Source organism: Candidatus Protofrankia datiscae, assembly GCF_000177615.2.
GTDB classification, from domain to species: domain Bacteria; phylum Actinomycetota; class Actinomycetes; order Frankiales; family Frankiaceae; genus Protofrankia; species Protofrankia coriariae.
The window spans coordinates 4,555,261-4,569,068 of the sequence record NC_015656.1; the positions used below are offsets into that span (position 1 = coordinate 4,555,261).

Below are 13,808 nucleotides of genomic sequence, written 5' to 3' on the forward strand. Positions count from 1 at the left end.
TGTGTACGCTTTTCAGGCGAAAAAGCGTACACAACGACAAACTTTCGACGATCTTCTCCGGTGGCCGGCGCCTGGTGACACGTCCGTTCGCCGGGCCGGGAGCCGAAGCCAGGCCTGGCCCTGGTCAGGCGTCGGCGTCGGGAGCAGCCTGGTCGTCGGGGGCGTGCTGGCCTTTTCTGGCGCCGCGCATGGTAGGGAAGAGGACGACGTCGCGCAGGGTGGGCGCATCGGTGAGCAGGGCGGTGAACCGGTCGATGCCGAGGCCGAGGCCGGACATCGGTGGCATCCCGTACTCCATCGCCTCGATGAAGTCCTCCTCCAGCATCATCGTCTCGTCGTCGCCGGCCTCGCGCAGTTCGGCCTGCTCCTCCAGCCGGGTTCGCTGCTCGGCCGGGTCGACCAGCTCCGAGTACGCCTTGACGATCTCCCAACCGTTCACCACGACCTGGAACATGTCGAGCCGGGTGGGGTCGTCGTCGCTGCGCCGGGCCAGCGGCACCAGCTCCGCCGGGTGGTGCACCAGGAAGCACGGCTGGACGAGCTCGGGCCGGACCGTCTTCTTGTACAGCAGGTCGACGAGTGCCGCGTACGACGGCGCGTTCTCGACGTCCAGCCCGAGGCCGGCGACCCGCTCCCGCAGGGTCGGCAGGTCGCGCACCACGGCGAGGTCGATGCCGGTGCGCCGGGCGACCTCGACCCGGTAGTCCAGCTCCGGCCAGTCGGCGCCGAAGTCCAGCTTCACACCCTCGTAGGTGACGGTACGGGTGCCGAGGACGTCGTCGAGCACCGCCAGGATCAGCTCGCGGACGAAGGCCATGTTGTCGCGGTAGTCCCAGTAGGCGGCGTACCACTCCAGCATCGTGAACTCCTGGAGGTGGGAGGAGTCCATGCCTTCGTTGCGGAAGTTGCGGCCGAGCTCGTAGACACGGTCGAAGGAGCCAACGACGACGCGCTTGAGGAACGTCTCCGGTGAGATCCGCAGGTAGAAGTCCTCGTCGAGCGCGTTGTGGTGGGTGACGAACGGCCGGGCGGCGGCGCCGGAGGCCGCCTCCTGCAGGATCGGCGTCTCGACCTCGAGGAAGTCGTTGTCGTCGAGGAACCGGCGGATCCGCTGGATCGCCTTCGTCCTGGTCCGGAACCGCGCCCGGGACTCGTCGTTGACCAGCAGGTCGAGATAGCGGCGGCGGTAGCGGGCCTCCACGTTCGACAGGCCCTGCCATTTGTCCGGCAACGCGCGCGCCGTCCGGTTGAGCACGGTGAGATCGGATACCGCTACCGTCCGCTCACCACGACGGGTGGTGTAGAGACGGCCGGCGACCCCGACGAAGTCGCCGATCTTCAGCGCGCGGGACCACTCCCTGATGGTGTCCGCGCCCAGCTCATCCCTGGACAGGGAGACCTGGACACGCCCGCTGCGGTCCTGGATGTGCCCGAAGATCAGACCACCCATCCGACGCCAGAGCACCACTCTGCCGGCGAGGCGGACAGGGGTGCCGTCAGGCGCCTCCCTGGCGCCGGCGGCCACCGAGTCGGTGCGATAACCGGACCGGGGCCCGCTCACCCCGGACTCCTCCGTTGACATCAACACACCCTATAGCGAAACGACAACCCACCCGCGCCGACACCCAAAGGGGGGATCACGTCCAGCGGGCGGCACACGTCGACCAAGGTATGTGGAGCATGGTACGTGGATCATGGTATGTGGGCGCTGTGGCAGTGGTTGGAGGGCGACACGGCGGGGCTTCTGCGGCCCCGGTGGAGTGACCGACAGTAACTTGACTGGATGCTTCGGACTCGCCGACGCTTCAGGACGCCAGCGACGGGCCGCCTGGCCCTGGTCCAGCCCATCCGCCTGCCGGCTTTCCCGCCCCTGGTGGTGATCCTGGTGGCGGCCCTGGCGGGGTGGCTGATCGTCGGAGTCCCGGCCGCCGGGCCGGTTGCCGCAACCGCGGTGGCGCCGCCACCGACCCCCCCGGCACCGGCACCCCCACCGTCCCCACCGCCTCCCGCACCCTCCTCACTGCCCGCACCGCCGCCTCCGGCATCCCCGCCGGACACTCTCGGTGGCCCGGCGCTCGACAGTCGCGGTGTGGTGGTCAGTCCGCAGGCGCTGCCGCCTCCCCCGCAGGTCGCGGCCGCCGCCTGGCTCGTCGCCGACGCCGACAGCGGCGCGGTGCTCGCGGCGCGGGACGCGCACGGCCAGTACCCGCCGGCAAGCACACTGAAGATCCTGACCGCGCTCGCCGTGCTGCCTCGGCTGCCACTGGCCCAGCAGGTGACGGTCAGCGACGCGGCCGCGCGGGTCGACGGGACCCGGGTCGGCCTCGTGCCGGGCATGACCTACAGCGTCGCCGAGCTGGCCACCGCCATGATCGTCGCAAGTGGCAACGACGCGGCCACCGCGCTCGCCGAGGCCGCCGGCGGTACCGCGGCCACGGTCACGCTGATGAACCGGATCGCCGCGGATCTGGGCGCGCGCGCCACCCGCGCCGGGGATCCCACCGGCCTGGACGCCCCCGGCCAGGCCACATCAGCATACGATCTTGCCCTGTTGGGCCGGGCCGCTCTCACCAGCCCCGCGGTGAAGGGGTTCCTGACGATCCCGCGGGCGACGGTCCGTGGCCGGGGCGGCGTGTCCTTCGAGATCCAGAACCACAACGACCTGCTCGGTTCCTACCCGGGGACGATCGGCGTCAAGAACGGCTACACCGTCGCGGCGGGCGCCACCTACATCGGCGCGGTCCGGCGCGGCAACCACACACTCATCGTCACCATGTTGCGGGCTGCGCCCGCGTACGCCGGCGACGCCCGCGCCCTGTTCGACTGGGGGTTCGCACACGTCGGCTCGATCGCCGCGGTCGGGCAGCTGACGGGCAGGGCCGACACGGCGGTACGCGCCGAACCCGCGGCCCACGTGGCCCACGCGACCGCCAGCGAGCCGGCACGGGCAGGTGCCGGTCGCAGCAGGGGCGCCGGCCAGAACGAAGCGGGCCCGTACGAGGCCAACACGGACGGACATGGCACGGCGGAGGCGTCCAGCGGCGGTCACACCGTCGGCCTGGTCACCTGGATCGCCATCGCGGTGACGCTGCTCGCCATGGTGCTGACCCTGCGCCGGCGGCATCGTGCGCGGCAGCCATCCCCGGGCATCGGCACGCGGCCCGGGACGGCGGCGCGGCCTGCGGTGACGCGGGATCCGCCCGCGTCCGTGGCCGCGGGCACGGCATCGCGGACCGGGCTCGTCCGGCTCGTGCCTCAACCGCGCGGTGACGGCGCCGACGGCCCCGGCCAGGGCGCTGGCGCGTCCACCCGGTCACCGACGGAGCCCGCAACGGCACCAGCGGATGATCCGGCAGCCGACGAGCCGGCGGGCGCCGGCTCACCGGGCGGTTCGGCCGCTCTCCCGGCGGCCCCGGCACCGCCGTCCAAGACGGCGTCAACAGGCTCGGCGGCACCGTCATCCGGGGCAGTCGCGGCGGTGCCGGACGGGACGACGTCGGAGTCGTAGGGGGCGGTCACCGTCCACGCCGCGACCAGGAGGGTCCAGCGCAGCACGATGTTGATCCAGATGAGCAGACCGACGATCACCGCGAACGTCCCGTACACGGGGTTGTCGGTCGTCATCCCGACCAGCCAGGTGCCGAGCAGTTTGAGGCTCTCCACGCCGACGGCGCCGAGCAGAGCTCCGCGCACCGCTCGGCGACGGTCGGTGATCGACGGCAGCCAGAGGAACAGGCACAGGAAGACCGTCACGTCCAGCGCCAGCGCGATGCCGAGGGCGAGCAGCGTGGTCAGCACCGTCGCCGCGGTGCTCCCGGACAGGCCGATCCCCTCCAGGAACGTCCCCGACACCGAGGTGATGACGCTGGTCACCGCGATGGACGCGAACACGATCAGCCCGAGCCCGACGAGGACGCCGAGGTCCCGCAGCCGGCGCACCAGCGCGTTGCCGACGTCCACGCTCTGGTGCCAGATGATCCGGATGGCGTCCCGCAGCGCGTTGATCCAGGCCAGCCCGGCCAGCAGCAGAGCGGCCAGACCGATCAGGCCGACCCCGACCTTCGAGTTGCCGATACTGGCGATGTCGAGCTTGTCCGCCATCCCCGGCAGATAACTGTTGATCTGGTTGGCCAGTCCCTGCTGGACGTTCGGATACGCGTCGACCACGAACCCCGTGATCGAGAAGGCCAGCGCCACCAGCGGGAAGAAGGACAGGAAGGCGAAATACGTGGCAGCCGCCGCGAGCCGGTCACCGCCGTCCTCGGCATACCGGCGGTAGCCGCGTACGGCATGGTCAACGAAGGGTCTTCTGCGGCGCACGGAACCCGCGGCGTCGGACGCCTTCCGCGCCCCGGAACGGAAGGCGCTGATCGGATTAGCCATCAGTTGCTAACTACCCACGATCCCGGCGCCGTCACGCCCGGCACGCCCGTCATATCGGCCGGGCGGCGCCGTCCGCTCGGCGCCCGTCCTCCCGGCGGGCGCGGGGCAGTGCCGACACGGGTAACACGCTCAGCGCGGAACACCCGCCGCGCGGACGGCGGCCACCACGTCGTCGGACAGCACCGGCCACGCCTGCGCCGCCCAGGTGCCGAACTCGCGGTCGGTCAGGGCCACGCAGGCCGCTCGCGGCGCGGGATCCACCCACAGGAACGTCCCGCTCCGGCCGAAGTGGCCGAACGTGGCGGGCGAGTTGGTGCTGCCCGTCCAGTGCGGCTGCTTCCCGCCGCGGATCTCGAAACCGAGCCCCCAGTCGTTCGGCTTCTGCGCGCCGAAGCCCGGCAGCACACCGATGAGACCGGGGAAGGCCACCGACGTCGCCAGCGCGAAGGTGGCGGGGGCCAGCAGGCGCGGCGCCAGCAACTCGGCGGCGAAACGGATCATGTCGTGCAGGTTCGACCACACCGCGTGTGCGGGCGAACCCCGTAGCTCGGAGGAGCCCATCCCCAACGGCGCGAACACGGACTCGGCCAGGTAGTCGGGGAAGGCGATCCCGGACGCCTTCTCGAGCGTCTCCCCGAGGATCTCGAAACCGGTGTTCGAGTAGACCCGTCGCGCCCCGGGCTCGGCCAGCAGCCGGCTGCCGGCGAACTCCAGACCCGAGGTGTGGGCGAGCATGTGCGCGACGGTCGAACCCGGCGGGCCCGCCGGATCGTCGAGAGCGAAGACCCCTTCCTCCACGGCGATCAGCACCGCGTAGGCGGACAGCAGCTTCGACACCGACGCCAGCCGGAACAGCCTGTCCGCGTCCCCGACCGACCCGGCGACCGTGACCGCGCCGAGGGCATCGCCGGTGCCGGCGGCCGTGCTGGAACCGGCAGGACCGCCGGGATCCGCGGAACCTCCGGAGAGCAGCACCGCGACGGCCGCGTTCTCCACCGGCCAGGCGTCCACCTGCGCAAGGGCATCCACCTGATGAACTGTACGAACCTCCTCACGCGGGTGTGCGCCCAACGCACTGGGACACTGGGCCGATGTGGCAACACCGACATCTCCCGACAGCATGAGCACGTCCGCGACCGTCTCTCCGGCGGCCTCCACCGGAGCCTCCACCGGCGCCTCCACCGCGGCTTCCGCGGCGGCCCGCACGGCGGCGTCCGGGACGGCGTCCACGGCCGGCCCGGCCGGGACCATCGACCTGCTCGTCGTCGGCGCCGGCCCGGCCGGCTGCGCCGCCGCCCTGCGCGCGCTGCAGCTGCGGCCACGCACCCGCGTCGTGCTGCTCGACGCCGCGGACTTCCCCCGGGACAAGGCCTGCGGTGACGGCATCGCCCCGCACGGCCTGGACGTTCTGCGCGCGCTCGGCGTGCCGGACGCGGCCGCCGGGTTCACGCCGGTGGACCGGATGCGGCTGCGCGCGCCGGGCGGCGCGCAGGTGGCGACCCCGTGCCCACGGGCGAACTACGTGGTGCCACGCAAGATCTTCGACGCGCGCCTGGTCGCCGCCGCCCGCGAGCGCGGAGCCGTCCTGCGGCGCGAGCGGGTGCGCTCGGTGGCGGCGGGCGGCGGCGCGGGCGAGCCGGTGGTGGTCAACGGCCACCTGCGAGCCCGGGTGGTGATCGGGGCGGACGGGGCGAACTCGGCCACCCGGCGGGCCCTGGGCATCGGGCCGAACCCACCGGAGGCGCTGGCCATCGCCGTGCGCGGGTACGCCGACGCGCCGTCCGCCGACCGCCCGCCCGAGCAGCTCATCGAGATGACCGACGAGGGCTGGCCGGCCTACGCCTGGTCGTTCCCGATCGGGGACGGCCGCGCCAACATCGGCTACGGGATGCTGCGTTCCAAGCTCGACGAGCTGCACGGCGACGACGACGGTGGTGGTCGGGCCGTCCTGCACGGCACCCTGGCCCGGATGCTTGCCGACCAGCCCGCGTATCCCGGGACGCTGCGCGCCCACCACCTGCCCCTGTCGACCTGGCGGCCCCGCCAGCCCGACGGCCCGGTGCTGCTCGCCGGAGACGCCGCGTCGCTGATCAATCCGCTCACCGGCGAGGGCATTTACTACGCCCTGCTGTCAGGTTCGCTCGCCGGCCAGGCCGCTGTCACCGCTGCGCCGGGCGCGGCCGGCGCGGCCTACCGGCACGCCCTCGAGCGTGAGCTCGGGCGGCACCTGCGCCACATCACCCTGCTGGCCGGGCTCGCCGGCCGGCATCGCACCCTGATGGACGCCGCTGTCGCGGCCGCGAGCCACCGCACCGAACTCTTCGACACCCTGCTGGAGATCGGCCTGGGACGCGGGACGATCCCCACCGCGTCGCTGGCCCGGCTGGCCGTGCGCAAGCTGGTGGCCGGCTGGCGGTGAGCGCACCGGCCGGGGCGGGCGATGGGCTCGCCAGCCGGCCGATGCCCTCATGCCGCCGATGCCAGCCGCTCCGCCCGGCCGTGCCGCTCCCGGCTCGTCCCGCGGGCCGGTTTCGTCCCATGGCCGGTGGTACGGCCATGGGACGATCGACCAACCATTGACCAACCATCGACCGGCCATGGTCCGCTACGGCAACGCGCCGTCACAGCCGGCAGCCGTTACAGACCGTTACTACAGGCCGTTACAGGTTGGCGACGTCGGCCTGCTTGGCCCGGACGGCCTCGGCGGCGGTGACCAGCGCGGCCTTCTCCTGGTCGGACAGGTCGATCTCCACGACCTTCTTCACGCCACCACGGCCGATCTCGGCGGGCACACCGAGATAGACACCGGCAATACCGAACTCGCCATCCACCCACGCGCACGCCGGTATCACCGCGCCGGAGTCCTCGGCCACGGCCTTGACCATCCGGGCGGCGGCGGCGGACGGCGCGTAGTACGCCGACCCGGTCTTGAGCAGCGCGACCACCTCGGCCCCGCCGTTGCGGGTACGGGTCACCAGCTCCTCGATCTTGTCCGCGGGGAGCAGGTCGGCGAGCGGCTTGCCGTCCACCGTGGAGTGTGAGGGCACCGGGACCATGGTGTCGCCGTGCGAACCCAGAGTGAGCGTGCGGACCGACTTCACCGGCACGCCGAGTTCCACCGCGACGAAGTTGGTGAAACGGGCGGTGTCGAGCAGGCCAGCCTGGCCGATGACCCGGCTGCGGGGGAAGCCGAGGACGTTCGAGGCGAGCGCGGTCATCTCGTCCAACGGATTGGACACCACGATGACGACGGCCTCGGGCGAGGTTTTCGCGATGTTCTCCGACACCTGACGAACGATCTTCGCGTTGACCTCGATCAGGTCCAGCCGGCTCATGCCCGGCTTGCGCGGCAGACCGGCGGTGATGACGACGACGTCCGACCCCTCGGTGTCGGCGTAGTCGTTCGTCCCGACAACCGTGGTCTCGAAACCCTCGATCGGCCGCGACTGGTTCAGGTCGAGAGCGAGCCCCTGCGGTTTGCCCTCGATGATGTCGGTGAGGACGACCGTGTCGAAAATGTCGTACTCGGCAAGACGTTGCGCGGTCGTGGAACCATAGAAACCAGCTCCGACAACGGTTACCTTCCCACCCATCGGTGTCAGCCCCTCAGTTTTTCGGTGATGGTGTCGGTGTATTCCGCCGTCCCGCCGGCGGCCGGGTCGATACGGTTCGGCCTCAGATCGTAGATGACGCCGAAACCGCAGCCCACGGCCGAGGCAGCCGCCCCGGGCACCCGGGTGGCCGCCTCGGTGTGCCCAGGCCCGCTCCCGTCACCGGGGATCAGGGGGACGCGGTGGGTCGGCATGTGTACTGTTCGCCCCGCTCATCTGAACACGATATTCGGATGATGTTTAGAAATGTTCCGGATATCGTGAGGTTACCGCGATCGCCTTCGAGATGGGCGGCGGACTCCTCGCCCCGGGCCGGCCGAGCCTCCCGGGAGGCCACCGGGATCACGGCAGCGGACGCTCCGCCACCGGATATCCGTCGGCAGCGGGCCCCGCCGCCGCGCGCCCTTCAGGGATGACGGCCGCGTCCGCGCGGCCCTCACGACCCCGGGGCCGGTACCGCCAGCGTCACCGCGACGATCGTCATGCCGAGGGCCACGAGTGTCGCGACATCGAAAACCCGGCTCCGGACGGCGAGCAACCCGGCCCGCCGGGTCGGCAGGACCAGCCGCAGGACGGCCCCGGCGAGCAGGACCACGCCCAGCCCGAGCAGCCCGCGTCGCCAGTGGTCCTGTGACACGAACACCAGAGCGATGATCGCCGCACCCAGCACGACCGTGAGCACCGGGTCCCAGCCCGGCGACGAGCGTCTCCGGGCCAGACGCTGACGGCGACCGGCGTTCACCGTAGAGTCACCGACACCACACAGTCACCGACATGTCCACGCCCCACCGGCCGGACGGTCGACCGGAACCGACAGCCCCTGTCCGGACTCGATCCCCCGGCCACTCACTCCGACCACGCAGAGCAGTCTACGTCCACCGGAAGGCGGCCTCCCGGCCGCAGCGGCCCACCGGAAGGCGACCTCCCGGCCGCGACAGTCGTTGGAGTTGTTGAGGATGGGCGTCCGGAGGCGGTGCCGGTCGCGGTGGCCCCGCGGTCACGCCGCGCCCCAGCGCTCGCCGGGGCCTTCCGACCACGCCAGCTGCCCTGTCCGGGCAGCTCCGAGGCGTTTTTGATCTTTAAGTGGGCGGATCGCCCAGCACCGCGCCGGCAATCGCAAAAATCCGCGATCATCCATCGAATCGCAATTTTTTAGACCCCGGGTGAACCCTCCGCACGGGACTAGGGGACACTTCCGCCGCAGCCACCGGAGGGGGAGGGAGTGGGCCGTGACAGACGAATCACCACACAGCAAGAAGTTGCAGGAACTGATGTTCCGAGCTTGGGAGACCTTCGGAGACGCCCGGCACCTGGACAGCGACGACCGGGTGTTCGTACAGGCGCTCGCGCGGCAGACGGCGGACAGGATCTCGGTCCTGTACGGCGCGAACTGGCGGGAAGCCCTGGACTGGGTGGCGCAGCGTTACGTTCCCACCAACGACACGCCCGGTGGGGCCATCCCGGCGTCCTCGAACGGCACCACCACCAGCACGTCGCGGCGTGGGGCGGCAGCGGCGGAGTCCGCGTCCATCTCATGAAGCGTCGGTGCCGTCCGGCCGCCACATGCGGATCCGGACGGCACCAACGACCAGGTACGCGCGTCACCGCGGCGGGACGACGGCCGAACCGATGACACCGTCGTCACCGAAACGCCGGCCGCGCGGCGGATGCCTGCCCGTGACCCCGACATCGACCCGGCCCCACCGGCCGCCGCGCCCTGGTCAGGCCGTGGCGGATTCGGACGCCGTCTCCGCTGAGCACTGTCAGTAAGCAGCACGTCCAGCAGCCCCGAAAGGCTTCGGGCACTTCCGCTGGCTACCGTCAGTACGTGACTGTCAGTGCGTGAAATGCCGGACGCCGGTGAAGTAGAGGGTGATCCCGGCATCCCGCGCGGCCGCCACGACCTGCTCGTCGCGGACGGATCCGCCCGGTTCGACAACCGCGCGGACCCCGGCGTCGATGAGCACCTGCAGCCCGTCCGGGAACGGGAAGTAGGCATCGCTGGCGGCCACCGCCCCCTTCACGCGGTCACCCCCACGGGCCACCGCGAGTCGCGCGGCGTCCACCCGGTTCACCTGGCCCATGCCGACACCGACCGTGGCGCCGTCGGTGGCGACGAGGATCGCGTTCGACTTCACCGACCGGACTGCCTTCCAGGCGAAGGCGAGATCGGCCAGGGTGCCCTCGTCCGCGGGCGAGCCGGCTTCCAGCGTCCAGCCCGAAGGATCGTCGCCGGCGGCGTCCAGCGCGTCGCGGGACTGCAGCAGCAGCCCACCGGAGATCTGACGTATCTGCACGCCGTGCGAGTGCGGCGGCAGGGGGCTCTCCAGCAGGCGGATCGAGGGTTTGCGGGCCAGGATCTCCACCGCCCCGCCGTCGTAGCCGGGCGCCACCACGACCTCGGTGAAGATCTCCGCGATCTGCTCGGCCAGGGCGACGCTGACCGGACGGTTCGTCGCGATGACCCCGCCGAAGGCGGACACCGGATCGGTGGCGTGCGCCTTGCGGTGCGCGTCGGCGATGTCGCGGCCGATCGCCAGACCACAGGGGTTGGCATGCTTGATCACGGCCACGGCCGGCTCGCTGAAGTCGGCCACGGCGGAGCGGGCCGCCTCCGCGTCGGTGAAGTTGTTGAACGACATCGGTTTGCCGTGTAGCTGCCGGGCACCGGCGAGCCCCGGCTCCTCGTTCTCGGCGGCGTACAGCGCGGCCCGCTGGTGCGGGTTCTCGCCATAGCGCAGCACCTCGGCGCGGCGCCACACCGCGGCGACCGTGTCCGGCCAGCCGGACTCGCGGGCGACCTGGTCGGGTGCGCCGACGCTGGCGAACCAGGACGCGACCGCGACGTCGTAGGCGGCGGTGTGGGCGAAGGCGCGGGCGGCGAGTCGGCGGCGGGCGGCCAGGTCGAAACCACCGGCCCGGATCGCGGCGACCAGCTCCGGATAGTCCGCCGGGGAGACCACCACGGCCACGGTGGGGTGGTTCTTCGCGGCGGCACGGATCATCGCCGGGCCACCGATGTCGATCTGCTCGATCACCTCGTCCTCGGGAGCCCCGCCGGCCACCGTCTCCCGGAAGGGGTAGAGGTTGGACACGACGAGGTCGAACGGCTCGATGTCGAGTTCAGCGAGCGTCTCGGCGTGCTCGACGTTGCGCAGGTCCGCGAGCAGGCCGGCGTGCACCCGCGGGTGCAGCGTCTTCACCCGCCCGCCGAGGATCTCGGGGAACCCGGTGAGGGTGCTGATCGGTGTGACGGCCAGGCCGTGCCGGGCGAGGACCTCCGCGGTCGAACCGGTGGAGACGACCTCCACCTCGGCCTCGGTGAACACGGCCGCCAGTTCGGCCAGACCGGTCTTGTCGTAGACGCTGACCAGTACCCGCCGGATGGGGCGCCGCCCCGTGGCGACCAGTTCGCCACCGCCGGACGAGGCCGCGTCGGTAGGCGGGGAACCCTGCGCTCCCGCCACCGGCTCGTTGGGTGAGGACTCCCGCGGGACCTGTGCGGATGTCATGTCCCCTCCTCCGACCGGACGATCCGGCCGATCGTCTGTACGTACAGGACACGTTCCACTGCCTGGATACGGCTACGCAGCGTTTCTTCCGTGTCGGACGCTTCCACGTCCACCGCCGCCTGCGCAAGGATCGGCCCGGTATCGACTCCTTCGTCGACCCAGTGAACCGTGACCCCGCTGACCTTCACACCGTGCGCGAGCGCGTCCCGGATGGCGTGGGCGCCGGGAAACGCGGGCAGCAGCGACGGATGGGTGTTCACCGTTCGGAAACGTCCGATGACCTGCTTTCCAAGGATCTTCATGTAGCCGGCGAGCACCAGCAGATCCGGATCACAGGTGGCGATCCGCTCCGCTGTGGCCTCGTCGAACGTCTCCCGGCGCGGGAAGTCCTCAAGACGGACAGTGAAGACTGGGATACCAGCAGCCACCGCCCGTTCCTGCGCGCCAGTGCCGAAACGGTCCGTGCCCACGGCAACGACCTCGGCGCCGAAGGACGGATCCCGGCAGGCGTCCAGCACAGCCTGCAAGGTGGTGCCCACCCCGGAGGCGAGAACAACCAGTCGAGCGGACACGGGACTCCCCGGAGAAGCAGGTGGCCGGCAACGCGCCGTCGAAGCCGACGGCATGGTCAGCGGCCAGGGACCGTTCCGCTCCGACTGTACTGACCTCAGGCGGCCTGTGCGCATCCGTCGAGAGCACCGTTGATCAGGGCATAGCGCCTGCTCAGACGGGGTGACGGGAGGACCGGCGGGCCGGGTGGCCGACACACGGGTCGCAGTCGCCACCCGATGTCGCCGGCCCGGCGCGGTGTTCGCGCGGGGCGTGGATCAGCCGGCCGGAGCGCGCCGGGGCGGCCTCGTGCCCACGCGCGCTCGCGTGCCCACGCACGGCCTCGTCGCGGCCCGTGTCGAGACGGCCGAAATCATCCCCGTCAAGAAGATCGCCGGGACGGCACAGGTAGAGCTCGGCCAGCCGATGGAGCGTTCGGGTCGACGGGGCCCGGCCACCGCGGGCGGGCCAGACCTCCCAGTAGGAGAAGGACTTGCCCGTCTTCAGCGCGTCGTCGCCGGGCCAGCGGGCGTTCCAGCGCCGGGCCGCCTCCTCCTGCGTCCAGCCGTGGGCGAGCCGGAAGGCGACCCGGGCGTTGAGCCGATACCGGCGCTGCCACTCCAGCGCGATCCGCCGATAGGACCACCCGAGCGCCCGCAGACGTCTGGACTCGGCCCGCAACCACGCGGTGCTGACAGCCATGACGACCTCCCCGTCGACGAACATGTGTTCGAATTCTAGTGGAGAGGTCGGACATTTCCGGGTGTGGCGGGCAGCCGGCCCGTCCGCGGGGCCGGGGCCAGGGGGCGGAGCGGGCCTTACCGGCCGGGCTGGCCGTAGGGCGGCTGGCCCTCACCGGGCTGCGGCGGCTGGCCGCCGTAGGAGCCCGGCTGGCCGTAGGCCTGCTGCCCGTAGTCCCCGGCCTGCGGCGGCTGGCCGTAGCCACCCGGCTGCCCCCCGTACCCACCGGCCTGCGGCGGCTGACCGTAGGAGCCTGGCTGGCCGTAACCGCCCGAGAGTGGCTGGCCGTACGCGTCGTACCCGGGAGCGGGAGGTATCGGGTTGGGCGAGCGGTCCCGGTGGCCGCCGCGCGGCAGCGCGTGCCCGCCGGCGACGGCGGTCAGGACGGCGAAGACCGTGATGGCGATGGACGCGACAAACCCGAGCCACAGCCCGATCGCCCGGTCGAGACCGTCGATCCCCAGCGCCACCTTGAAGAAAATCAGGATCGTGCCGAGGCCGGCGACACCCGCGATGATCAGAGACCAGTCAGCGCCCACCGCCGGCAGCTGGACCCGGGTGAAGACCCGCACCGCCACCAGGGCGGCGGCGAGCAGCCCGAGTTCGACGCCGCCGTAGGCGAGGAAGCCGACGCCCCACGCGTTCTCTCCACGGGTGACGCCGAACCCACTGGCCGAGAACCAGTTGAATAACGACGCGATGAACAGGACGACGCCGGCAGCCAGGATGCCAAGGTCGTTGTTCGGTATGTCTCGGCCGGCTATACGTGTCACGGGACGACCCCACTTCAGCGATCAGCGGTGACCTGACGGACTCATCCCTGACACCGTAGCCCCTGGCCGCCGAAACAACGCGATCATGTCCGGGAAAGGACCCTGAAAATATCCACGGCACAGAGCCGCTCGCCACCAACAACGCAGGGGGTGCACAAAAGACAACCGGGCGTGGCCGACCGTCGGAAACGACTCGCCACACCCGGTCCGGAAACGATGCCGCCGCAACGGGCCCGCCG

Annotated in this window: 12 protein-coding genes and 1 pseudogene; 3 read left to right on the forward strand and 10 right to left on the reverse strand. The window is 71.4% G+C overall.

The window, feature by feature from the left end:
• Positions 1-124: 124 nt before the first annotated feature.
• The gene (lysS, locus tag FSYMDG_RS19100; RefSeq protein ID WP_043604010.1) at positions 125-1,582 is read right to left on the reverse strand and encodes a lysine--tRNA ligase; all 1,458 of its coding nucleotides are present in this window, start codon (positions 1,580-1,582) and stop codon (positions 125-127) included.
• 201 nt (positions 1,583-1,783) lie between these two features.
• Here lysS and FSYMDG_RS19105 point away from each other — a divergent pair.
• Positions 1,784-2,770: pseudogene (locus tag FSYMDG_RS19105) on the forward strand (D-alanyl-D-alanine carboxypeptidase family protein); the annotation flags it as partial.
• A 485-nt stretch (positions 2,771-3,255) separates the two neighbouring features.
• On the opposite strand, the gene FSYMDG_RS24885 reads toward FSYMDG_RS19105, so the two are convergent.
• Positions 3,256-4,383 carry a YihY/virulence factor BrkB family protein gene (locus tag FSYMDG_RS24885; protein WP_013875036.1) on the reverse strand — a complete coding sequence of 376 codons (1,128 nt, stop codon included), beginning with the start codon at positions 4,381-4,383 and terminating at the stop codon, positions 3,256-3,258.
• Positions 4,384-4,512: 129 nt separating this feature from the next.
• Complete coding sequence (locus FSYMDG_RS19115; RefSeq protein WP_043604017.1) at positions 4,513-5,412, reverse strand: serine hydrolase domain-containing protein; 900 nt, start codon at positions 5,410-5,412, stop codon at positions 4,513-4,515.
• Between the two features lie 91 nt (positions 5,413-5,503).
• Between FSYMDG_RS19115 and FSYMDG_RS19120 the strand changes: the two genes are divergently transcribed.
• On the forward strand, positions 5,504-6,802 hold the full coding sequence (locus FSYMDG_RS19120) for an NAD(P)/FAD-dependent oxidoreductase (RefSeq protein ID WP_013875038.1): 1,299 nt from the start codon (positions 5,504-5,506) through the stop codon (positions 6,800-6,802).
• A 241-nt stretch (positions 6,803-7,043) separates the two neighbouring features.
• Here the strand turns inward: FSYMDG_RS19120 and mdh are convergent, their stop codons facing one another.
• The 3 genes from mdh to FSYMDG_RS19135 all read right to left on the reverse strand — a co-directional run bounded on the left by mdh (position 7,044) and on the right by FSYMDG_RS19135 (position 8,736).
• Entirely contained in the window at positions 7,044-7,976 is a 933-nt protein-coding gene (gene mdh / locus FSYMDG_RS19125) for a malate dehydrogenase (protein ID WP_013875039.1), read from the reverse strand.
• Between the two features lie 5 nt (positions 7,977-7,981).
• Positions 7,982-8,188 carry a hypothetical protein gene (locus FSYMDG_RS19130; protein ID WP_043604021.1) on the reverse strand — a complete coding sequence of 69 codons (207 nt, stop codon included), beginning with the start codon at positions 8,186-8,188 and terminating at the stop codon, positions 7,982-7,984.
• A gap of 242 nt (positions 8,189-8,430) precedes the next feature.
• Positions 8,431-8,736, reverse strand: coding sequence for a DUF3017 domain-containing protein (locus FSYMDG_RS19135; protein ID WP_237702854.1), 306 nt, complete (start codon positions 8,734-8,736; stop codon positions 8,431-8,433).
• Between the two features lie 487 nt (positions 8,737-9,223).
• Here FSYMDG_RS19135 and FSYMDG_RS19140 point away from each other — a divergent pair, with 487 nt between their 5' ends.
• Complete coding sequence (locus FSYMDG_RS19140) at positions 9,224-9,532, forward strand: hypothetical protein (RefSeq protein WP_013875041.1); 309 nt, start codon at positions 9,224-9,226, stop codon at positions 9,530-9,532.
• Between the two features lie 297 nt (positions 9,533-9,829).
• On the opposite strand, the gene purH is transcribed toward FSYMDG_RS19140, so the two are convergent.
• The 4 genes from purH to FSYMDG_RS19160 all read right to left on the reverse strand — a co-directional run bounded on the left by purH (position 9,830) and on the right by FSYMDG_RS19160 (position 13,569).
• The gene (gene purH, locus FSYMDG_RS19145; protein WP_013875042.1) at positions 9,830-11,506 is read right to left on the reverse strand and encodes a bifunctional phosphoribosylaminoimidazolecarboxamide formyltransferase/IMP cyclohydrolase; all 1,677 of its coding nucleotides are present in this window, start codon (positions 11,504-11,506) and stop codon (positions 9,830-9,832) included.
• Positions 11,503-12,078 carry a phosphoribosylglycinamide formyltransferase gene (purN, locus tag FSYMDG_RS19150; protein WP_013875043.1) on the reverse strand — a complete coding sequence of 192 codons (576 nt, stop codon included), beginning with the start codon at positions 12,076-12,078 and terminating at the stop codon, positions 11,503-11,505. The genes purH and purN overlap by 4 nt, the downstream gene beginning before the upstream one ends.
• A gap of 151 nt (positions 12,079-12,229) precedes the next feature.
• Positions 12,230-12,757 carry a helix-turn-helix domain-containing protein gene (locus FSYMDG_RS19155; RefSeq protein WP_013875044.1) on the reverse strand — a complete coding sequence of 176 codons (528 nt, stop codon included), beginning with the start codon at positions 12,755-12,757 and terminating at the stop codon, positions 12,230-12,232.
• Positions 12,758-12,873: 116 nt separating this feature from the next.
• Positions 12,874-13,569 carry a hypothetical protein gene (locus tag FSYMDG_RS19160; RefSeq protein WP_013875045.1) on the reverse strand — a complete coding sequence of 232 codons (696 nt, stop codon included), beginning with the start codon at positions 13,567-13,569 and terminating at the stop codon, positions 12,874-12,876.
• Between the last annotated feature and the right edge of the window lie 239 nt (positions 13,570-13,808).

What these genes read in the sequence shown, in the direction of transcription:
- FSYMDG_RS19155 (WP_013875044.1), bottom strand. Translation starts at nt 12,757, where the DNA reads ATGGCTGTCAGCACCGCGTGGTTGCGGGCCGAGTCCAGACGTCTGCGG.
- FSYMDG_RS19130 (WP_043604021.1), bottom strand. Translation starts at nt 8,188, where the DNA reads ATGCCGACCCACCGCGTCCCCCTGATCCCCGGTGACGGGAGCGGGCCT.
- lysS (WP_043604010.1), bottom strand. Translation starts at nt 1,582, where the DNA reads ATGTCAACGGAGGAGTCCGGGGTGAGCGGGCCCCGGTCCGGTTATCGC.
- FSYMDG_RS24885 (WP_013875036.1), bottom strand. Translation starts at nt 4,383, where the DNA reads ATGGCTAATCCGATCAGCGCCTTCCGTTCCGGGGCGCGGAAGGCGTCC.
- mdh (WP_013875039.1), bottom strand. Translation starts at nt 7,976, where the DNA reads ATGGGTGGGAAGGTAACCGTTGTCGGAGCTGGTTTCTATGGTTCCACG.
- FSYMDG_RS19120 (WP_013875038.1), top strand. Translation starts at nt 5,504, where the DNA reads ATGAGCACGTCCGCGACCGTCTCTCCGGCGGCCTCCACCGGAGCCTCC.
- purH (WP_013875042.1), bottom strand. Translation starts at nt 11,506, where the DNA reads ATGACATCCGCACAGGTCCCGCGGGAGTCCTCACCCAACGAGCCGGTG.